15 protein-coding genes are annotated in these 20,845 nt (G+C 45.5%); 6 read left to right on the forward strand and 9 right to left on the reverse strand.

Annotation, left to right across the window (positions count from 1 at the left end; translation table 11 throughout):
- Positions 1 to 36: 36 nt before the first annotated feature.
- Positions 37 to 1,671, reverse strand: a complete 1,635-nt coding sequence (locus tag JQC93_RS04580) for a glycoside hydrolase family 13 protein (protein WP_205157257.1) — start codon at positions 1,669 to 1,671, stop codon at positions 37 to 39.
- 141 nt (positions 1,672 to 1,812) lie between these two features.
- Between JQC93_RS04580 and JQC93_RS04585 the strand changes: the two genes are divergently transcribed.
- On the forward strand, positions 1,813 to 2,694 hold the full coding sequence (locus JQC93_RS04585; protein WP_205157258.1) for a LysR family transcriptional regulator: 882 nt from the start codon (positions 1,813 to 1,815) through the stop codon (positions 2,692 to 2,694).
- Here JQC93_RS04585 and JQC93_RS04590 read toward each other — a convergent pair.
- The 4 genes from JQC93_RS04590 to tesA all read right to left on the reverse strand — a co-directional run bounded on the left by JQC93_RS04590 (position 2,678) and on the right by tesA (position 8,309).
- A complete protein-coding gene (locus JQC93_RS04590) occupies positions 2,678 to 4,330 on the reverse strand; it encodes an ABC-ATPase domain-containing protein (RefSeq protein WP_205157259.1) in 1,653 nt (550 codons plus the stop codon). The two genes, JQC93_RS04585 and JQC93_RS04590, sit on opposite strands and share 17 nt — an antisense overlap.
- Positions 4,331 to 4,392: 62 nt before the next feature.
- Complete coding sequence (locus JQC93_RS04595; protein ID WP_205157260.1) at positions 4,393 to 6,300, reverse strand: bifunctional diguanylate cyclase/phosphodiesterase; 1,908 nt, start codon at positions 6,298 to 6,300, stop codon at positions 4,393 to 4,395.
- Between the two features lie 142 nt (positions 6,301 to 6,442).
- A complete protein-coding gene (gene fabV / locus JQC93_RS04600) occupies positions 6,443 to 7,594 on the reverse strand; it encodes an enoyl-ACP reductase FabV (protein WP_205157261.1) in 1,152 nt (383 codons plus the stop codon).
- Positions 7,595 to 7,703: 109 nt separating this feature from the next.
- Positions 7,704 to 8,309, reverse strand: coding sequence for a multifunctional acyl-CoA thioesterase I/protease I/lysophospholipase L1 (gene tesA / locus JQC93_RS04605; RefSeq protein ID WP_205157262.1), 606 nt, complete (start codon positions 8,307 to 8,309; stop codon positions 7,704 to 7,706).
- Between tesA and JQC93_RS04610 the strand changes: the two genes are divergently transcribed.
- The 3 genes from JQC93_RS04610 to JQC93_RS04620 all read left to right on the forward strand — a co-directional run bounded on the left by JQC93_RS04610 (position 8,308) and on the right by JQC93_RS04620 (position 13,254).
- Positions 8,308 to 8,997, forward strand: coding sequence for an ABC transporter ATP-binding protein (locus tag JQC93_RS04610; RefSeq protein ID WP_205157263.1), 690 nt, complete (start codon positions 8,308 to 8,310; stop codon positions 8,995 to 8,997). The genes tesA and JQC93_RS04610 overlap by 2 nt on opposite strands.
- Before the next feature lies 1 nt (position 8,998).
- Positions 8,999 to 11,455: an ABC transporter permease gene (locus tag JQC93_RS04615; protein ID WP_205157264.1), complete on the forward strand. Its 2,457-nt coding sequence runs from the start codon at positions 8,999 to 9,001 to the stop codon at positions 11,453 to 11,455.
- A gap of 326 nt (positions 11,456 to 11,781) precedes the next feature.
- Positions 11,782 to 13,254 carry an FAD-dependent oxidoreductase gene (locus tag JQC93_RS04620; protein ID WP_205157265.1) on the forward strand — a complete coding sequence of 491 codons (1,473 nt, stop codon included), beginning with the start codon at positions 11,782 to 11,784 and terminating at the stop codon, positions 13,252 to 13,254.
- A gap of 86 nt (positions 13,255 to 13,340) precedes the next feature.
- Here JQC93_RS04620 and JQC93_RS04625 read toward each other — a convergent pair whose 3' ends face one another.
- Genes JQC93_RS04625 through JQC93_RS04635 form a run of 3 tightly spaced genes read right to left on the reverse strand, consistent with a single transcriptional unit; the run spans position 13,341 to position 15,766 of the window.
- The gene (locus JQC93_RS04625) at positions 13,341 to 14,336 is read right to left on the reverse strand and encodes a 5-oxoprolinase subunit C family protein (protein ID WP_205157266.1); all 996 of its coding nucleotides are present in this window, start codon (positions 14,334 to 14,336) and stop codon (positions 13,341 to 13,343) included.
- A complete protein-coding gene (gene pxpB, locus JQC93_RS04630; RefSeq protein ID WP_205157267.1) occupies positions 14,333 to 15,037 on the reverse strand; it encodes a 5-oxoprolinase subunit PxpB in 705 nt (234 codons plus the stop codon). Before pxpB ends, JQC93_RS04625 begins: the two co-directional genes overlap by 4 nt.
- Before the next feature lie 3 nt (positions 15,038 to 15,040).
- Positions 15,041 to 15,766 (reverse strand): 5-oxoprolinase subunit PxpA, encoded by a 726-nt coding sequence (locus JQC93_RS04635; RefSeq protein ID WP_236009293.1) that lies wholly within the window; start codon positions 15,764 to 15,766, stop codon positions 15,041 to 15,043.
- A 128-nt stretch (positions 15,767 to 15,894) separates the two neighbouring features.
- Between JQC93_RS04635 and galE the strand changes: the two genes are divergently transcribed.
- Positions 15,895 to 16,911 carry a UDP-glucose 4-epimerase GalE gene (gene galE, locus JQC93_RS04640; RefSeq protein ID WP_205157268.1) on the forward strand — a complete coding sequence of 339 codons (1,017 nt, stop codon included), beginning with the start codon at positions 15,895 to 15,897 and terminating at the stop codon, positions 16,909 to 16,911.
- A 320-nt stretch (positions 16,912 to 17,231) separates the two neighbouring features.
- A complete protein-coding gene (locus JQC93_RS04645) occupies positions 17,232 to 18,122 on the forward strand; it encodes a LysR family transcriptional regulator (protein WP_205157269.1) in 891 nt (296 codons plus the stop codon).
- 5 nt (positions 18,123 to 18,127) lie between these two features.
- Here the strand turns inward: JQC93_RS04645 and JQC93_RS04650 are convergent, their stop codons facing one another.
- Positions 18,128 to 20,791, reverse strand: coding sequence for a bifunctional acetate--CoA ligase family protein/GNAT family N-acetyltransferase (locus tag JQC93_RS04650; RefSeq protein WP_205157270.1), 2,664 nt, complete (start codon positions 20,789 to 20,791; stop codon positions 18,128 to 18,130).
- Between the last annotated feature and the right edge of the window lie 54 nt (positions 20,792 to 20,845).

Genomic DNA, 20,845 nt, shown 5'->3' on the forward strand with positions numbered 1-20,845 from the left:
CAGGCACTCATTTGAGTGCCTGTCTTCTTTCTACGATTAACTAAGTTCGACGACAAAGGATTCGTAAGGGAGTAACATTAACGAGCCACCAATAGTAGACCTAGGCGTATAGTTACTTAATAGTGTTGTCACTGCTTTTTCGCAATATTGCTTCGGCAACTCCACCACACACTCCTCACCGCCAAAATTGCTCACGATCAGCAGTTGATGATCACTGTCTTGACGCACATAGGCAAACAAGCTTGGATGGTCTTCAAACAGTGGTACAAAATCGCCATAAACGATAACTGGGTACTGTTTACGCAGCTTAATGAGTGCTTGATAGTGGTAGAACACAGAGTCGGTGTCATTAAGTGCGTCTGCAACATTGATTTGATTATAGTTTGGGTTCAAATCGATCCATGGCGTACCCTGAGTAAATCCTGCGTTATCTTCACAGGTCCATTGCATAGGGGTACGCGCATTGTCGCGACTGTTTTCGTGGATTGCTGCTAACATATGTTCATGAGATACACCGGACTCAGTTTTCACTTTATAGAAGTTTAATGTTTCTATATCGCGATACTTATCTAGAGTGTCAAAAGCGACGTTGGTCATACCAATCTCCTCACCTTGATAGATGTAAGGTGTGCCTTTTAACATATGCAGCGAGGTCGCCAACATCTTAGCCGACTCAACACGATAGTTTTTGTCGTCACCAAACTTAGAAACAATACGCGGTAGATCATGGTTGTTCCAGAATAACGAATTCCAGCCTTCATTACCCAGTTCGACCTGCCACTTAGTTAACACTCGTTTTAGGGCACTCAGATCGAGGGCTTTTGGATTCCACTTGTCACCATGTTCCCAGGTGAGGGTGATGTGCTCAAATTGGAACACCATAGAAAGCTCATCGCGTTTGGGGTCAGAGTACAATTTTGCTATTTCAGGTGTCGCATCCCAAGTTTCACCAACAGTCAGCAGCGCTTTATCACCAAATGTCTGTTTGTTCATCTGTTGTAAAAGAGGGTGTAATCGTGGCCCGTTACCACTAATACCTTTATCAATTTGCTTACCAATCAGGTCGATTACATCTAATCTAAACCCGCCAATGCCTTTGTCGATCCACCAGTTCATCATTTTATGAACTTCTTCGGCCACTTTTGGGTTTTCCCAGTTGAGATCAGGTTGCCTTTTCGAAAATAGATGGAAGAAATACTGGCCGGTGTTTGCATCAAACTCCCAAGCAGGGCCGCCAAACACAGATTCAAAGTAATTGATGTCGCCCTTTTTCGGCGGTTCATCTTTCCAGATATAGTAATCTCTGTATGGATTGTCTTTGGATTTTTGAGCCTCTAAAAACCATGGATGTTCATCAGAGGTGTGATTAACCACTAAATCCATCACGACTTTAATGTTTCGATCGTTGGCTTGATCGAGCAATTCTTGCATATCCTCCATGGTGCCAAACTCTTGTGCAATCGCGCAATAGTCAGAGATATCATAGCCGTTATCATCCATCGGGGACTGATACACTGGTGACAACCAAATAACATCAATTCCGAGTAACTTTAGGTAGTCGAGTTTAGAAATAACCCCTTTTAAATCACCAATACCATCACTGTTTGAGTCATAAAAGCTGCGAGGGTAAATCTGATATACCACTGAGTCGTGCCACCATTGCTTTTGCATTGAGTTGTCGCCTTAGTTAATTGAGAACACTAAAACAATAGCAAAATCTCTGACAAAAAGAAGATCACTAATCGCTATAGTGATATAGGAAATTCCTAATTCATGGCATACTGAACGCATCCCACCAAATGTGATATTACTATGTTCAAAAAATACACCTACTTTCTCGCCGTTGCACGCTATCTTTCATTAAAGCAAGCGGCCACACAATTGGGAATTTCACAGCCCACTTTATCATTAAGTATTAGTAACTTAGAGAAAGAAATGGGGGTTAAGCTATTTCATCGACGTTCTAAGGGCGTAGAGCTAACTGAGTATGGCGAAGCGCTAGTAGAGCACGCTACAACTGTACACGCTGAATCGGCGCTGTTTCGTAACCATATCCAAAGACTGCAACTTCGTGAATTAGGTCAAATTAAATTGGGCGTTGGTGAAGCGTGGTGGGAGTGTTTTGTGAAACAGACGATTTACAGCTTTAGAGAGCAATACCCCGATGCACTGTTTCATTTTCAATTTGGCAATAACCAGCGTCTGTTTGAGTTACTTTTAGAAGGGGAAATCGACCTGTTTATTGGTCATGAAATAGACATCGATGATCTCTCTAACGATGTGAAATTTACACCGCTATTTACAGATAGCGAATGGCTGTATGTCAATCAGGAGCATGCCTTAGTCAATGACCAAACCGTATCGAGTTTTCCTCTGTTAGCCGTAACGCCCTATATGTCGAAGCACTCGTTGAGGGGGGTAAAGCAAAAAAGAATTCTGTCTCATCAAGTCCAATATGAAATTGATTCACTCTACGCCAGTTTAGACATTGTCTTGCATAGCGATGCGGTCATGCCCTATACAGATAAAATGGCACAGTGGCTAGAGCAAAGAGGTTTGCGTGCGGTGGTACCAACGCACCCTAAAACAGGCATTGTAGGTGTCTATTGGAGAGCAGATTCAATGACTGGCGTGACACGGTCACTAATGAGTGAGTTAGAGCACGCCAGTCATAGATTTATCGAGCAGGTTTGAATGTGGCTTCACGGTAACGGTTTAGCGCACTTAGTACGTCAACCGTTCGTGGGGTAGCGATATCGCCGTGAGGCAAGATATTCGCACGCCAATCACCGGCGAGTAGGGCGTCGATTTCTTCTCCACTCGCGCTCACCCAATCCATTCGCATCGCCAAACTAAACATTACCCAGCCAATAGCATTAATCTCACTGCTTGATTGCAATTGCTCTAGAGCCGAGAGATCAATATGATCAGCGCCAAAACGAAGCTGTTGGCCCTTTTTACTGCCAACTCGCATTTTGCCGTTTTGCAGCTGCGTCATTAGTGATTGGGTGTTAAGCGCGCGAGGCTTAAACAGAGTAAAGGGCTGCTCGTTTTCAGATTGCCTATCGCCAGGAAATGTCTCAACAACCGCTTTCGCTTTCGCTGTAACATCCATTGGCGAGTAGTCATGCATCTGAATCACGGTATCCGCACACTCTAGATAATCGCCAGAACCACCCATCACGATAATGGTTGATACTCCTGACGTGGATAGTTCAACCACACGATCAACCAAAGGCGTAATCGGCTCCGCTGACTTATCGACCAGCGCCTGCATTCTTTGGTCGCGGATCATAAAGTTTGTCGCTGAGGTATCTTCATCGATCAACAATGCACGACTTCCTGCATCCAGAGACTCTTGAAGCCAAGCCGCTTGCGACGTTGATCCTGATGCGTCTTTGGTCGAAAAATCTTGCGTCGACTGATTAAAAGGTAAGTGATTAATAAAATTGGACAAATTTAAGCTGTGAATACAACGACCATCTTCGGCCTTAATTTTTGTTGCTGAATCCACCGTGACGATTCGCTCACGACCATCCCCAGGGACATGGTTATATACCGATTGCTCTACGGCATTCAACAGCGTGGATTTCCCGTGGAAACCCCCACCGACAATCAGCGTCACGCCTGTTGGTATGCCCATACCGGTAAGGATTTCACCACTTGGCAACTCGAATGTGTGTTCCAATTCTGCCGGAGACACAAACGTCACCGCGTTTTTCATTGGCAGATAGCTGTCACCAGATTCTCTCGGTAACGTTGAGCCGTTCGCAACAAATGACACCAGGCCCTTTGAGTCTAGCTGTTCGCGTAACCATTCTTGTTCATCAATGATTTGGCAGTGCTTTTTAAACTCAACCATATCGAGCTCTCTTTCAAGAGTCACTTTACGGATAATTTTAGGTAAGTGGAAAGTGATAAGGTTAGCGGCTTTCTTACCCAGTATCAGACGTCCGTCGGCGGGCAGCTTTATTCTAAATCTCAGCTCAATACCTTGCTCTGTAAACAATACCGCGCTGTTATCTAACACCACAGGTCCAGTAGTTGCGATCGATATCAGGTTGTCTTGTTTGGCCAAAAGCGCAAATTGTCTTGCGAGATAGTCACGAGCAGCTATTTGATACGCAGCGCTTTTTTCTTGCAACCACGCAAGGCCAGTCAACGACCAAGGGCGAACCGCGCGAAAACGAGAATCTCCAGCGTATGGATCGGCTTGGACGCTATCTATCAACAAGTCGAAATCGGTGAAGTCGTACTGACCTTTAATCGTTTGATAAGCACGGTAATTCTGTTTTTCTAACTTTTTTAGTTTGGCGATCAAAGCGTCCATAACATTCTCTTAGGTCGGGGCAGGGGCGCGATTATATAGAAGCAATAACAGTAGAGCAAAACTTAATGTCGGATGATTGTTGGTAATTGAGTTTGCTCAATAAGGTGTTGTTCAAATTCAGTTTTTGGCATAGGTTTACCGTAATAGAATCCTTGACCTAAATCTGCACCTTCCTCGAGGATCAGTTTCTGTTGGGCTTCATTTTCGATGCCTTCCATCACCACCGCTAATCTAAGCTTTTTCGCAATACCAATGATTGAACGTATGATCGCCAAGCCTTCACCGGGATCGTTCCATTGCGACAAAAAGCTCTTATCAATCTTAATCGTATCGAAAGGGTATTTTTTGAGATAGTTGAACGAGGCATACCCGGTTCCAAAATCATCGAGCGCCAATCCGACGCCCATGTCATGTAGTGTATTTAGCGTTTTTGACGCTAAATATTCGTCCGCAATAATCGTCGATTCTGTTAGCTCAAGCTCGAGTGCAATAGATGGGAGGCTATAAACACTCAATAACTGTTGAACCTGCTCGGCAAATTGAGGGTTTTTTAGCTGGACCGACGACACATTGACTGCCATTTTGAAGTGTGGCAAATGTTTATGCCACTCACTTGCTTGCTCTATAGCACTGCGTAAAACGTAATTTCCGACTTCAAAGATTAGTCCATTATCTTCTAACATTTTTATCAGAAGTTCGCTCGACACTTGACCCAGCTCTGGGTGATCCCATCGCAACAACGCCTCCGCTCCCGTCCACTCACCATTAATTGGTGACACTTTAGGTTGGAAGAATAGGGTAATATCGTCATTTCTTACTGCTTGTAATAAATAGCTTTCCAAACGGTTATGTGTTGCGTGCTTTAATTCAATCCTTTGATTGTGAAACGCGTAGCGATTTCCAGTATCACGGCAACTCAACATCGCTTCCTGCGCTTTGGAAATAAGATCCAACTCTTCTGAATCCGCAGAGTGCTGGCAAGCCACCCCAATATTGATACTCAAATGTATTGTTGGTGCCTCTTCGACTTGAAATCCTTGGCTCCCTGCGTCAAGTATATGGGTGACAAGCGTTTCTATATCAGCCTTGCTGGTTTTACGCACGGCGATAGCCAAATCTATGCTGGAAGGTCTTCCCGTAATGCATAACGATGGTAAGAATCGGGTGAAGTGCTGACGAAATAGGGTTAAAAGCTGGTCGAAAGTCTCGTGGCCGTGTTTTTTTTGTATTTGACGGCCATTAGTAATACCGATGAATATCACCAATATTTTTGTACCACTCTCACGACAGCTCTCTATCAAGCGATCAGTTTCGGCCAAAAATGACGACCGATTTAAAAATCCAGTACCTGAATCGTGTTGCTGCTGATAGGTGATCTCTTGCTCGGCGGCTTTACGTCGGTCTATTTCTTGGGTTAACGCAAAGTTTAGTTGTGCAAGATCATGAGTTCGTTTTCGTACTCGGTTATGCAGCTCTTTATTTAATTGCTGCAATTTACGCTGTTGGTAGATTGTTTCTAGCTGGGCTTCTAACGTCATGCGAAAAGACTGCAACAGTTTAATCGCGGTTGCTCCAAACTCATTGCTCGTGTTATCTAGAATACAAATGGTGCCAAACGGAGTTCCGTTTGGCCAATTTAGCGGGACTCCGCAATACGCAAGCATGCCTAACGCCAAATCAGGGTTGTCGTCCCAAGCATCATCTTTTGTCGCATCAGGAATGGTCAGCATTTTTTGACTAGAAATGACTGTTTCACAATAGAGCCCTTGGCCCAAAGGTTCGCTATCGGCTTCTTTATAAGGGTTTTTGTTACTGGTTGAGCGACGGAACACCGTAATGGAATGATCGTTGACCCGCATAATCAACGCAGCTGGCACATTGGCAACTTCTGCCAACAGATCAACCACATTTTGCCAGCTTGCAAAGATGGGTTCAGGCACTTCCAGTGTATTGAGCAGTGAATTTAACATTTAGTCTATCCATAGACTTTTGTAGTGAGTCTTTTAAACGTAGTTGTTATCTATTAAGTTCACACAAAAAAGGCGCCATTTTAAGTGAAAATGGCGCCTATATAAGCGGTTCTCATTTTAGAAACACTATCGACGTTAGCAATTACACTGTCGGTGACATGTCGAAGCCGTTGAGTTTCAAAAACTCTTGTTTGTATCCTGTATAATCGCCTAGTTCTGTAAAATTGCTCGCATCCATCTGCTCAACCAAACTTTCAACCAGTTTTTGTGTGCTTGGTTCAAGCTCTAGGTTGTCGATACGTATCAGTCGCTCACCATCCACCAACGGCGCGCTTTCAAACGAAAGATTCTCGGTAAACAATCTTTGCATCTGTTCGATACACCCTTCATGAGTCCCTTTTTTCTTCATGACTTTATACAGCGCTAACATATACGGCGTGAAGGCAGGAATGAACACTGAGGCCTTGGTGACCAGCGCTTTACAGACTACCGCGTATCCACCGCCGCCAAAGTTGGCCAACTTACGATGGATAAAATGGCTAGACTGATGCAAATCGACTTTTGCGCGACCTAATGTACCTGTGTGGTATATGGGGTGGGTGAGTTTAGAACCAATGTAAGAAAAGGCAATGCTTTGACAGCCCTGTGCGATCTGTTCTTGATTGATCAGTAAGTCAACCCAACTTTCCCAGTCCTCGCCACCCATGACTTTGATGGTCGATTCGATTTCATCGTCGGTTGCTGCATTCACTGTTGTCTCAACCCACTCATCATTTTCGAGCATGATTGTGGCACCAGTAACCGGCTCTCCAATGGTTTTAATCGCGCTACGCCAATACTCCCCAGACCCCTTTGGTCTAAGTCCAGTTGCAAGGCTATACACAATAAGATCAACTTCGCCTTCAAAGTAGGTTTCGATGGCTTCTATAACTTGTTGGCGAGTCTCATCAGAAAACGCGTCGCCAACAATATTGATTGCAATTCGACCTTCACTGCGGGCTAAATCGGTAAAATGTTCGTTATTGTACCAACCAGCGCTACCCGGTTTGTCTTTTGACGGCGCTCGTTCAAACGATACCCCAATAGTGTCTGCTTGCGAGCCACCAAAGGTTAATGCAGTTCTTGCGGCAAGGCCAAACCCTGAAGATGCGCCTAAAATGAGAACGCGCTTTGGCCCTTGTTTAATTTGATTACTCTTTTTGACGTAAGCTATTTGTTCCTTGAGCGCCTTTCGACATCCTTCTGGATTGGCATTTTTTGCCACAACGCCCTTAATGATCGGTTCAAGATCCATGAAATCTCCTTACACATTTAGACATCAAATTCGCTGAAAACATTGATATATGTATCAATGAAAAGTCCATGCTAGTGAAAAGAAAAGTAAATTGTTTTGCGCTAGACCATTATTTCGTTAAGTATGGTGCAAGTTTTTCAGCAACAAATTGAGCAATCCAGGGTTGTGCTTCTGGCTTCGGGTGAAGTCCATCTTGCATCATCCATTCGGGCTTAACGATCACTTGCTCTAAAAAGAAAGGTAATAGTGGTACTTGGTACTCAGTCGCGAGTGCAGGGTAGATGTCGGCAAACACTTGCGTGTACTTTTTGCCATAGTTTGGTGGCACCTGAATCTGCATCAGTGCGACTTCAGCACCACTGTCTTCACTCATTGCTATGATATTTTTAAGATTATTTGTGATCACATTAGGTGGGAAACCACGTAAACCATCATTAGCACCTAGTTCAACAAGAACATAATCAGGCTGATGTTGTTCTAGTAACGAAGGTAGGCGAGACAGGCCGTTGCCTGTTGTGTCTCCAGAGATACTGCCGTTAACAACATTTACCTCTAGATTATGGTTTGCAAGCTCAGAAGGGAGTAAACTGGGCCAACTTTGTTCGATAGACATTTGATACCCAGCGCTGAGGCTGTCACCTAGGACCAAAAGCGTCTGAGCCTTAAGGCCAAATGACATAAAAAACAACAACATCAAGGAAAGAAGTCGACTCATGAGTACATCCGTTATAACTGCAAAAAATATCGTTAAAACAGTCTCTACTAATAGCGAGCAATTAACAATATTAGAAAAGGTAAATTTAGAGATAAAAAGCGGAGAGAGTGTAGCGATCGTCGGAACATCTGGTGCGGGAAAATCGACACTGATGACACTTCTGGCGGGCCTCGACACCCCAAGTGAGGGGCAGATTTCATTACTTGAATACCCAATCTCAGAACTTGATGACGAACAACGTGCCAAAATTCGTGGCGAATCAGTGGGTTTTGTCTTCCAAAGCTTTTTGCTCATTCCTAGCTTAACCGCGCTTGAAAATGTGACTCTGCCTTGCTTATTAGCCGGCCAAGAAGAGGACACTGAACGTGCGTTGCAACTGTTAAAAAGCGTGGGTTTGGATCATCGTGTTGATCATTTACCAAGCCAGTTATCCGGTGGCGAGCAACAACGCGTAGCACTCGCTAGAGCCTTTATGCTTCAACCAAAAGTTCTCTTTGCCGATGAACCGACTGGTAACCTCGACCAGCATACTGCCGAGACTGTGGTGAATTTACTGTTTGAACTCAATCGTAAACATGGCACGACATTGGTCATGGTGACTCACGACACAACACTCGCCAACCAATGTGACACCGTTTACCGAATGCAAGCAGGGCACTTGTACACGTCAGAACAAGAGGTGGCTTAATATGGAACACGCTGTTTCACCTACCGCCTCGACCCCACAGCAGTCATTGAACAAGCGACTTGCACAGTGGAGCTGGAAGGAAATTGTTTCTGGGCAATTGTGGCCAATCTCTGCGGCAATCGCGCTAATCATTGCCTGTGTGTTCGCATTGTCAGCGTTAGCAGAGCGCATGGAGCAAGTCATCGTCAAGCAGGGTAAAGATGCGTTAACCGCCGATCTGACTTTCCGCTCGTCTAACCCTATCCCTGAGGCGCTACAAGCAAGTGCCGTTGAGTTGGGTCTTATTCAGTCTCAACAAGTAAACTACGCAACAATGGCATTCAGTGATAGCGACATGCAGCTGGTGTCGGTGAAAGCTGTAGAAAGCAACTACCCACTGCGTGGCGATCTCACTTTGCAGGGCCAAGGTACTACCCATAGCGTTCAGCCAAATCAGCTTTGGCTTGAACCTCGTATTATGTCGATGCTCAATGTGTCTATAGGTGACACCGTCACTATTGGTGATGCAGATTTCCAAGTAAGCGGCGAGATAGCTGACGAGCCTGGACTCAATTTCAACCCCTTCCAACAAATGCCAACGGTGTTAATTCACTACTCTGATGTTGAAAGAACTGGTGCGATCCAACTTGGTAGCCGCGTACGTTATGTCAACTTCTATGAAGGTGATGAACAACAACTCTCTTCGTTAAAACAGAGCATTGAAATCACCCCTAGCGATCGCTGGCGTGACCAAGGCAGCGCTAGCCGGACTAACGAAATATTTGATAGAACAACCCAATATCTGTCTCTCACTGTTGCCATTGTGATTTTAATGGCAGCCACCACATTAGTGCTTACGTGTCAGCACTACGTAAATGGACGTCGTAAAACCATCGCAATGCTTAAAAGTATTGGTGCCAGCAAAGCTTGGATAACTCGTTGGCTCGCCATTCAAGTTGCGCTGCTTCTCGCCCTTGGTACAGTCGGTGGTCTGATATTTGGTTTTGGCTTGGAAGTTTTACTGCGTATTCCACTGGTCGATTTGCTCCCCGATCCGCTACCTAGCTATGGTATCGCTCCCGTTGCTGTGGCGATCATCACCTGTGTGTTAATTGGTGTACCTGCGTTGGGAATCCCTTTGACAATCCTGGTAAACACATCGGCTGTAAATGTGCTGCAACCTGCTGCTCAACAAGGCAACAAAGCACATTGGGGTTTGGTTTTGGTTCCAATTCTACCCCTGCTGTTTGTATACGCGAGCAACACTTTAGTATGGATTGTATTAGTCGCCATTGGCGTACTATTCGTTCTTCTAGCAGCAATAAGTGTCTTATTGTCTAAAGCCATTGGCAAAGCCAAATGGGGACCTGCAATGGCGCTGGCGATCAGTCGCCTAAATCGCTCGTCACGGGCAAGCGGACTTCAATTTGGCGCGCTAGCTTTGTCGTTAATGCTACTGTCAATCATTTGGTTGGTACGCAGCGATCTGCTTGGTGATTGGCAGCGCACCTTACCAGCAAATGCGCCGAATGCGTTTGCCATTAACATTGCCGACTACGAAGTCGACCAATATATTGGCCAGCTAGATCAGCAAGGTATTGATCGTTCAAAAGCGTTCCCAATAATTCGCGGACGTCTGGCCGAAATTAATGGCCTAGACGCGAAACAAGTAGCCGACGAAAAAGGCGATACTGACGCTGTGAGACGTGAGCTTAATCTAACATGGTCCGATGGTATACCAGATTACAATGTCGTGCGAGACGGTGCGTGGACGATGACTAACGGAGTCTCTGTAGAATCTGAGGTAGCCGATAATCTTGGATTAAAGATTGGTGACAGCTTACGATTTGTGATCAATGCGGAACCTATTGAAGCGACCGTCAACTCGATTAGGATCGTTGACTGGCGAGAAATGAAGCCCAATTTCTACTTTATTTTTACACCCGATCTAATGACCGACATATCTTCATCGTACATGGTCAGTTTTAGAGTCGATGATAGCGATCAAGACTTTGTTAAAGATTTATCAAGTAACCACCCAACGGTCAGTCTATTGGACGTTCGTAAAATGGGTGAAAAAATTCAAGAGTTACTCGGGCAGATCGTTTGGTCGATCACCGTTCTCGCGGCCCTTGGCGTGATTGCCGGATTGCTGCTGATATTCACTTTATTAAGGTTAAGTTTGTCTCAGCGTCAGCTAGAAATTCGTCTCTATAGAACACTGGGAGCTAGCCGAAAACGTATTGCCAATACCATCTGGTGTGAATATGGGCTTATGGCTCTCATAGCTGGTGTAGTGGCAAGTTTCGGTGCTGAAATAGCGGTAGGAAGCCTTATGAAGTTTGGCTTCGACCTAACACCGACATTGCATGTTGGGTTATGGGTAGTGCTGCCAATATTAACCTTTGTTATACTGGCAACCGTCGTTAACACGCTGATAAAACAATTGTTATTGCCAGTGAAAAATGGATCGATTTAGTCCACACACTACGTACAACTTTTTTACTTTTACAGACAAAAACTTATAAACAGGTGAAAGAGGGCGGTTTGTATAACTGCTCTCTTTATCCACAGAATCAGTGGATAAAACTTTGGATAACCTTTCTCTCAGTAGTGAGATATGGCTCGCAAAGACTGTTATACTCTGGCCTGCTGCAAAATGCTTATTCACATTGCAATGCAATGGCCAATTTGGAAAAATGCGGTCAAGTTTTTTCTTAGAAAAATTTCACGTTAATTACGTTTTTGTTATAGCCCGATGACACACTTTTTTAGTCATAATAATGCGAAGCCAGTTACTAGATAATGAACGCTAACCAAACTCAAATTAATTCGCTGTCAGCACAGTCAAACCCAACACCAATAGTTGGGATTATTGGTGGCGGTGTTGCTGGAGCGACCACGGCATTACACCTGTCTGAACAGGGATATAACGTGGTGTTAGTTGAAAAGAACGATAGCTTGGTAAGTGGGCCCCCCATTTGCCACCTTCATGCTGGAGGTAATCTTTACCGAGAGATAAGCGATGAACAGTGTATTGAGTTGCTAAAAGACTCCATAGAGTCAGTCAAATTGTATCCACACACCATTAATCGCCGACCAACGGTCATCGCAACACCGAATCACGATCAGCATGATCCTCAATCGTTGTTCCCGAGATTGCTACAAGTGCAACAGCACTATAAGCAGTTAATCGACCTTGATCCGTCTAACAAAGTGCTAGGTGAGCCCGACGACTACTTCAAGGTGTTTACCAAGCAACAGTTACTGGCGTTGAAAGAGCAGCAACAACCAGCTCATCCAACAACAATAGAACAGTGGCTGATCCCATTCGCTCAACAAGTTGATCTAGACACATTACGCTACCCAGTCGTTACCGTACAAGAATATGGATGGAGTGTTTTCCGCCTCTCTGCACAAGCAGAGCTTTCCTTGAGCCTAGAGTCTAAATGTCAGCTCCAGCTGTCCAGTAAAGTCACCAACATCGAATTTAATCCACACCAAGCAAAACCTTGGGCTGTGTCGATACATTCGCAAGGCCAAACACAGCAGTTACAGGTTGACTATTTGATCAATGCTTGTGGTTTCCGCTCTGGCTCTCTCGATAATCTTGCTAACATTAAACGCACCCGATTAGTCGAGTTTAAGGCAGCCTATGTGGCTAACTGGGACGACAATCAATTGCTGTGGCCAGAAGTCATTTTTCATGGCCAACGTGGCACGCCACAAGGGATGGCTCAATTAACCCCTTACGGAAAACATGTGTATCAACTCCACGGCATGACCGAAGACATTACGCTTTTTAAAAATGGGCTAGTGATTTCGGACAATGACTCTCAACCAAAGTTACCAACGCCGCTGTTAAATAAGATTGATATAGGGTGGAGTGAAGAAGTCGTAGCGCAACGAACTCAAAGCGCTATAAGCCACATAGCGCAATACATCCCATCGTTTAACTCGGCTTCGCTAGGCGGAAAACCACTCTATGGTGCGCAGCAAATTCCTGGCGATGACGTGAGTTTGCGGGCAACTTCGGTGTGGTTTGGCGAGCAAAACTACGCGTGCATCGAGACTGTCAAAGCGTCATCCTGCCTGCCTGCAGCCATTAAAATAGCGCAACAATTAAAGCTAACTGGACTAGAGCCGAGCCATAGAAGTAGCGCAGCAGAAGAGTCCTCAAATAAAGCGTTAACAGAAAGTGATATTGAACAGTACGCAGTAAGACTGGCTAGACGTCGTGGGTACCCTGAGGCATTAGCTCTGTACTACGGCCAATAGGAAGCGCGTTTGGCCGCCAACTAAAAATGCCTGTTGTTCCTTTAGGTTCAACAGGCATTCTTGTATTTATTGCGTACAACATGACACTAATAGCGAAAAAACCGTCGCCACTGATCACTGTGGCGTTTAGATTGCTGCCAACTTGTCCATTCAAATCTCACTTTAGTCCCTGAAGCCAGTTGGCCAAGTGTCCAGCGAGATACCATGGGTAACACACCTATTTTAGGGTACCCACCAATGGTTTGTGCATCTACACCCAATATCGTTGGCAACCCATTTGGCATTATTTGAACCGCTCCTGGGACAACACCTTCCGAAACGATTTGCGTCGCCGTTGAGTAATTGTCATAGAGGCAAGTACCCAATAGACGAATGCCCATGCGATTACTGTCTTTAGATACTTCAAATTCCTGCTCGGTAAATGCCTTGAGCGTGGCCTCACTAAACTTGTCCACTTGGTAACAGGGGACTATCTCTAGCCTGACACAATCACTCTCGCTAGCGGAGTGAGTTTGCAACAAGTAGTTGAGGGCAAAACGACTCGACACCCTTTGTGGTGTTTTGTCCTTAGTAGAGCTTTGCTCAGCAGTTCGACTACTTGCGCGCCCATTTTGTTGGCTCAACCTTTCGCCTTTTATTAAAGGATGGCCGTTAGCGCTTGTGCCACCAATACCCAGCAAAGGATCAGTACTAGCGCTGTCGAGTTGACAGGTGACATCAAATCCATTTTCTATGGCTAAATAACTGCGCAACCCACGCCTTGCCGGTTGTAAGGACAACGTTTGACCAGGTGATAACCTCAACACACTCCAACTGGCAGCAACTTCACCGTCGACTAATACCCGAGACTGAGCCCCGGTAATCGCTACCCGAACCGGCTTTAAAATTTTAAACTTTGCCAGTCCAATATCTATCTCAATCGTCGGTCTATTTGCAGCGTTACCCAGTAAGTGGTTCGCCCAGCGATACGAATAACCATCAAATGCACCACCAAGAGGGATACCGAGTGATTTGTGCATAGGCCTGCCACAGTCCTGAATTAGCGAACGAACCCCGGGAGAAAGCACTTCTAAACAACTCATAGCGTTCCTCCTAGCTCTTCGAATTGGTGTTGCGTGATTGATTCAAATCGAAGCGTATCGCCCACTTTAAAAGGTGTAATAGGGTCGCATTGGTAGTCGACCAAACTTTTGGGTGTTCGACCAATAATGTTCCACCCACCAGGGGATGAAAATGGGTACACAGCGGTCTGTTTTTCCGCAATGGCTACGCTGCCTGCGGGAACAACGGTACGCGGTACGCTAAGTCTAGGTAACTGAATTGCGCTATTAAGCTCAGCGGCGAAGGCAAACCCTGGGGCAAAACCGATAGCGTGCACCAGATAGTCTGTCGATGTATGCAGTTCTATGACACGATCCACGGGTAACCCACACTGTTTTGCTACTAACTGTAGGTCTGGCGCTACCTGTGCATCGTAAAATGTCGGTATCCTATGGACATTTTGAGCATTGATGTTTTCAATTGACGATAATGAACCAACACCATTTGCAGACCAAGACTCTAAGGCCGTCAGCAATTGCGAGCTACTAAGATTAGCTGCTGGATAAAATTCAACCAGCAACGTCGTATAAGAAGGCGTTAGACTGACTATATTGCCACTAAAGCGCCGCTCTAAATAGTCAACTAATTGAGCAATAATCATTGGGGCTTGTTGACTAATGTCGTCAAAAAGCTCAATCAGCCAAGTGTGCTCCGACACTTGCTGGTATGTAGGTTGGCGCATCGGCTATTCACCCTTGATCTGATTGCGAATTTCAGCGATTAACGCCACAGACGTAGAGTTGTCGCCATGTACACACAGAGAATCAATGGACAGCGCCAGGCGATCGCCTTCGACTGTTGTCACATACCCCTTTGACATCTCAATAGCCTGTTGGAGTATGTCGCTAGAGTCGGTTAACACACCTTGTGAATGACTGCGTGGCACTAAAGCACCACTGTTTGAGTACCGGCGATCGCAGAAACCTTCTTTGAGCAACGAAACGCTCTGGTTAGCACCTGTATTGATATAGCGTTCGCACGCTTGTCCTGCCAAAACCATTAGCGGTAACGACAGTAATTCACACGCTTGTATAGCGGCATTAAACACCTCGCTGTTGGCCATCATGTCGTTGTACATAGCGCCGTGGGGTTTTATGTAGTCGACACTCACGCCGTGGATCTGCGCTATCGCCTGAAGTGCGCCAACTTGATACACAACGGTGCTAACCAGTTCGTCATGCTTCATCGCCATACTGCGTCGACCAAATCCGACTAAGTCAGGGTATCCCGGGTGTGCTCCTATACTTACCGAATGAGTCTTTGCCAATTGAACGGTTTGCGACATAGTGAGCGGGTCAGAGGCATGAAAACCACAGGCAATATTTGCCATGTCGATATGCGGCATGGCTAACGCATCAGTCTGAGTTTGCCACTGTCCAAAACCTTCCCCTAAGTCGCAATTTAATCGCATTGTGATTCCTTTCTAGTCAATTGGCACAATTAATCAATTTTGAGTCATATTTACACTAGCATTGGCGAGTGCCAGTGTGTAGGGTTTGATGAGACATTGCCGACACTTTTACAACGGATAGGGACACAATGAATATACTCGTTACTGGCGGAATGGGCTACATTGGTAGCCACACATGCATACAGCTGATAGAAGCTGGCCACACCCCAATCATTTTTGACAATCTTTATAACAGTAATGCGAAAGTTCTTGATCGTATTCAACAAGTGACGGGAACTGCGCCACAATTTGTTAAAGGCGACATTCGCGATAAAGACGCTTTGGTGAAGGCAATGACGGAACATAAGGTGGATTCTGTCATTCATTTTGCGGGTCTTAAAGCCGTCGGAGAATCCGTTGAAAAGCCATTAGAGTATTACGACAACAACGTCAACGGAACCCTTGTGCTGGTAGACGCCATGCGCGCAAGTGACGTGCATTCACTGGTGTTCAGTTCTTCAGCAACCGTCTATGGCGATCCCGCTTCTGTGCCGATTACCGAAGATTTCCCAACCTCTGCCACCAACCCATACGGCCGAAGTAAATTGATGGTCGAAGAGTGTTTAACGGATTTTCAAAAAGCAAACCCGGATTGGAGTATTACGTTGCTTCGCTACTTTAACCCAGTGGGTAGTCATCAGAGCGGGTTATTAGGAGAGGATCCTAATGGGATCCCAAATAACTTAATGCCGTTTATCTCACAGGTTGCAGTCGGGCGGCGAGAGGCTCTATCGGTATTTGGTAATGACTACAACACGCCTGACGGCACAGGCGTACGAGACTATATCCATGTACTGGATCTCGCTGATGGTCACTTAAGTGCCCTCGATAAAGTTGGCTCGACACCAGGACTACATGTCTACAACCTCGGCACAGGCAACGGCAGCAGTGTATTGGACATGGTCAAAGCGTTCGAACAAGCAAGTGGTAAAAGCGTGCCATACACCATTGTTGAGCGTCGGGCAGGGGATATTGCTGAATGTTGGGCAGACCCCAAAAAAGCCACCAAAGAGTTAGAGTGGACTGCAACTCGAACTTTGCAGGATATGACCGAAGATACGTGGCGATGGCAGTCTCAAAACCCAAATGGTTACAGTGACGCGTAACAATCTTAAATAAATTGAAATAATTGGCAATTTTGAACCTGTATCAATGTTTATCACTTAATTTGTGTCGTATAATAATCGCGAGTTAGCTTTATACATGTTGGATAAAGCACTATTTTAGGGGAAACCAATGGAACTCGCGTTAATTTTAGCGTTTATTACTGCATCTGTAGTAATGCTATTAGAAGAAAAAAAAGCGGACAAATAACTTTTATTTACACATTTTTAAGTCCAATTGCTAAACGCCCAGTATTTACTGGGCGTTTTTGTTTTTTTAGAGATACACTAGGCACTTATTAGGATCATTAAAGCGAGCAAGGATGAACACACCACTCACTCTTGAAGCATTGCATATCATTGATGCGATAGACAGACGAGGTAGCTTTACCGCTGCAGCAGAAGAACTCGACCGCGTCCCGTCATCATTAAGTTATCAAATACAAAAACTGGAACAAGAGTTAGATATTGTCATTTATGACCGATCAGGGCACCGCGCCAAATTAACCAAAGCGGGCACTCTTTTGCTTCAAAAAGGACGTTTATTGCTCAGTGCAGCCAATCAATTGGTTGATGAGGCATGTGCCATTGCCAATGGGTGGGAGCTCGATTTAACCATCGCTTACGATGGTATTGTTCCAGTGAAAACGTTTTTTCCTCTTGTGGATGCACTGGCAAAAAAATCGGCGACTCAGTTAAAGTTTCAAGAAGAGATCCTTGCGGGAAGTTGGGAGTCCCTTTCTGAGGGCAGAGCCGATCTATTAGTCACGCCTGTCATTAACGTCGATAACCCTCAATATAAAATGTTGCCTATCGGAGCGATTGAAATGGTGTGGGTGGCAGCGGCCGATCACTATGTTCATAAGCGAAGCGGAATATTTGACTTAGAAGCGCAGCGCAAGTACCGCATCATTGCTATTGCCGATACCGCGCGTTCTAAACCGACAAAAAGCATTAATATTCTCGATAAACAGGATCGGTTAACCGTTAGTAACTTCAGTGCCAAAGTCGACGCGTTAAGTAATGGACTTGGAATAGGCACTTTACCTAACTCTGTCGCTGCGCCTTTAATTGAGCGTGGAGTATTGCAGGCAATTTCCGATACTCCACCTCAAACAGTCGCATTGGGTCTATTCTGGAAAAGAGATCAAATGGGCAAGGCCAAAACCTGGCTTACCCAACAAATGCCTAAAATGTGGCCAAAAACGCTGTAATCGTGTTACAGCGTTAAACGCATATCCGCAGTTCCATCTTCAAAATCGACTGACACTTCAAAGCCAAGTTTCTGCGATAAGCCGATCATGCCTCTATTGGTCGGCATTGTCATACCTGTAATTTCTTGGATGCCGTTTTCACGCCCATAATCGATGATTTTCTCCATTAGCAGACGTCCAAGTCCAACGCCTTTAAGGTCTGACTGTACCAGCACTGCAAACTCTGAGCTCCTTTTGTCGGGCTCAGCCAGCAACCGAGAAACACCGATAATAGACGGGTTATGCTCATCGGCTGTGACAGCGATAAATGCCATCTCACGGTCGTAGTCAATCTGAGTCAAATTCGCTAACGCTTCGTGATTGAGTTCGCCAACCTCGGTAAAAAATCGTTTATACAGGTCTTCTTTAGAGACTCGTCCAATAAATTCGCCATGATAAGGTTCATCTTCAGGGCGAATCGGTCGCAACAATATTTGGCGGCCATCTTTAAGTTCAACGGACTGCTCAAGTTCGACGGGATAGGGGCGTATTGCCAACCTTGCTCTAGGTCGATCGCCTGGTAAAGTCAGTTGAATATCAGCGTCGACAATAGTGAGTTGCTTACCTGACAGTATTACTGGATGAATATCCAGCTGCTCGATAGCACGGCAATCGATGACCATCTGCGACAGTTTTGACAAAAACTCAGCGAGAGTATCGATGTCGTACGCGTTAGGGAATTGGGGCTGTGGAAGATGACGATTTTGAATTGCACCAATTACTAAGTACCGCGCCAATGCCTGATTCAGCGGAGGTAAACCGATGCTGGCGTCTCTGGCAACATCCCATTGGCGACCACCTTGTCCAACGCATATCACTGGACCAAACACCGGATCCGTAAATACTCTTACTCTTAGTTCAATTGCACCAGCGCGCGGCGCCATCGCCTGCACGATTAATCCGTCCACAAGTGCGTCGGGATGCTCAATCGATATGCGCTGTAACATGGTTGTCGCCGCTTCGTACACCTCTTGTTGGCTGCGCAGGTTAAGCTGAACACCATGCACATCCGACTTTCTAGACAATTGTTTAGACTGGATTTTTAGCGCGATGGGAAAGCCGACTTCACTAGCTTTTTCCGAAGCTTGTAAAGCGTCTTTGACATGCCAGGTAGGCAATACATCGAAACCATAATGGGTAAATAATTCTGCTGCGGTATGCGGCCCTAGGTGGGTATCACCTTTTGATATTTGCTGATTTAACCACTGTTCAGCCTTAACTTTCTCTTCAACAGAGATACCTTCTAAAGAACTGGGGGTTTGCATGAGTTGACGCTGGTTGCGGCGATACTCTACAAGGTGCATGAACGCGACAGCTGCGCTCTCTGGTGTACGATACGTTGGTATACCTTCCGCATTGATCTTTTTACGCGCGCCAACCGTCGAAGACTCTCCGGTCCAATTGGTCAGTATGTTATACCTTTTTCGTTTCGGGTGAGCCTTGACCACATCGAGTACTTGCGTCGCCATATCTAAAGGATCGACGACCGCAGTTGGGGAGTGCATCACCAAAATGGCATCGGTTTCTTCACTGTCCATTAGCGCGGTGAGTGTATCTACATAGCGCTTAGCAGTCGCATCGCCCCCTAAATCAATTGGATTACTCGCTTCTGTCACATTAAGCGACAATAGCCGCTGTTGAAGTTCGACAGATAGATCAGCTAACTTTCCCCCTCGGTCCGAGAGAGAGTCAACCGCCATTATGGCCGGTCCACCACCGTTGGTAACAATGGTCAAACGTTCGCCCCGAAGAGGAACCGAGTGAGTCAATGTTTCTACCGCTGCAAATAGTTCGTGAGTATTATGAACACGCAGCATACCAGAGCGCTTTATTGCAGAGTCAAACACCACATCCATGGTAGTATTTGGAAGACCACTGTGACGACTTGCAGCAAGCGCTCCTTCTGGACTTCGACCACCTTTCACAACCAGCACTCGTCGATTTCGCGACGCTGCGCGCGCTGCAGACATAAACTTTCTTGCATCCACAATAGAATCTACATACACCAAGATCGCTCTGGTTTTGCTATCGAGTGCAAGCGTATCGAGCAAATCAGCAAAATCGATATCAATACCTCGACCCACGGAGACGAACGCAGAGAAGCCAATTTGCTTATCTTTAGCCCAATCTAATACTGTTGAACATATCGCTGCTGATTGCGATACAAAGGCTAGGCTACCTTGCTGTGCACTAATAGGAGATAGAGATAAGTTGAGATTCTTCCAAGGTAAGATTAAACCCAAACTGTTAGGCCCTAAAATTCGCATGCCGTAACGTTTGGCACTTTCGAGCAATTCTGACTCTATTTCTAGAGACTCTTGCGAAGTTTGGCTATCGACAATGATAACGGCTTTAACACCCGCGGAGCCCAACTCTTCAATGAGAGCAGGGTTGTGTTTCGATTGTGTACATAAAATCGCCAATTCTGGAACGATAGGGGCTTTATCAATCGAGGAATAGGCTAGTACGCCGCACACGGATCGCCTTTTGGTATTAATAGGAAGAATGATCCCGCTGTAACCGGAGTTGATCAAGTTGCGAAAAACAATATTGCCCGCGGATTGACGTCGTTCAGTTGCTCCAACCACAGCGATAGAAGAGGGGGAAAACAGGGCGTTCAAATCGGACATAAAAAGATCTTCCTTAACCAAATCAGGGGTATTTATCCATGCTAAACAATATTA

It is taken from the genome of Vibrio ulleungensis (genome assembly GCF_016900875.1).
GTDB classification, from domain to species: domain Bacteria; phylum Pseudomonadota; class Gammaproteobacteria; order Enterobacterales; family Vibrionaceae; genus Vibrio; species Vibrio ulleungensis.

Excerpts from the sequence above, each read along its gene's own strand:
- JQC93_RS04650 (WP_205157270.1), bottom strand. The coding sequence starts at position 20,791 with ATGTCCGATTTGAACGCCCTGTTTTCCCCCTCTTCTATCGCTGTGGTT.
- galE (WP_205157268.1), top strand. The coding sequence starts at position 15,895 with ATGAATATACTCGTTACTGGCGGAATGGGCTACATTGGTAGCCACACA.
- JQC93_RS04595 (WP_205157260.1), bottom strand. The coding sequence starts at position 6,300 with ATGTTAAATTCACTGCTCAATACACTGGAAGTGCCTGAACCCATCTTT.
- fabV (WP_205157261.1), bottom strand. The coding sequence starts at position 7,594 with ATGGATCTTGAACCGATCATTAAGGGCGTTGTGGCAAAAAATGCCAAT.
- JQC93_RS04620 (WP_205157265.1), top strand. The coding sequence starts at position 11,782 with ATGAACGCTAACCAAACTCAAATTAATTCGCTGTCAGCACAGTCAAAC.
- JQC93_RS04610 (WP_205157263.1), top strand. The coding sequence starts at position 8,308 with ATGAGTACATCCGTTATAACTGCAAAAAATATCGTTAAAACAGTCTCT.
- JQC93_RS04625 (WP_205157266.1), bottom strand. The coding sequence starts at position 14,336 with ATGAGTTGTTTAGAAGTGCTTTCTCCCGGGGTTCGTTCGCTAATTCAG.
- JQC93_RS04590 (WP_205157259.1), bottom strand. The coding sequence starts at position 4,330 with ATGGACGCTTTGATCGCCAAACTAAAAAAGTTAGAAAAACAGAATTAC.
- pxpB (WP_205157267.1), bottom strand. The coding sequence starts at position 15,037 with ATGCGCCAACCTACATACCAGCAAGTGTCGGAGCACACTTGGCTGATT.
- JQC93_RS04580 (WP_205157257.1), bottom strand. The coding sequence starts at position 1,671 with ATGCAAAAGCAATGGTGGCACGACTCAGTGGTATATCAGATTTACCCT.
- tesA (WP_205157262.1), bottom strand. The coding sequence starts at position 8,309 with ATGAGTCGACTTCTTTCCTTGATGTTGTTGTTTTTTATGTCATTTGGC.
- JQC93_RS04645 (WP_205157269.1), top strand. The coding sequence starts at position 17,232 with ATGAACACACCACTCACTCTTGAAGCATTGCATATCATTGATGCGATA.
- JQC93_RS04585 (WP_205157258.1), top strand. The coding sequence starts at position 1,813 with ATGTTCAAAAAATACACCTACTTTCTCGCCGTTGCACGCTATCTTTCA.
- JQC93_RS04635 (WP_236009293.1), bottom strand. The coding sequence starts at position 15,766 with ATGCGATTAAATTGCGACTTAGGGGAAGGTTTTGGACAGTGGCAAACT.
- JQC93_RS04615 (WP_205157264.1), top strand. The coding sequence starts at position 8,999 with ATGGAACACGCTGTTTCACCTACCGCCTCGACCCCACAGCAGTCATTG.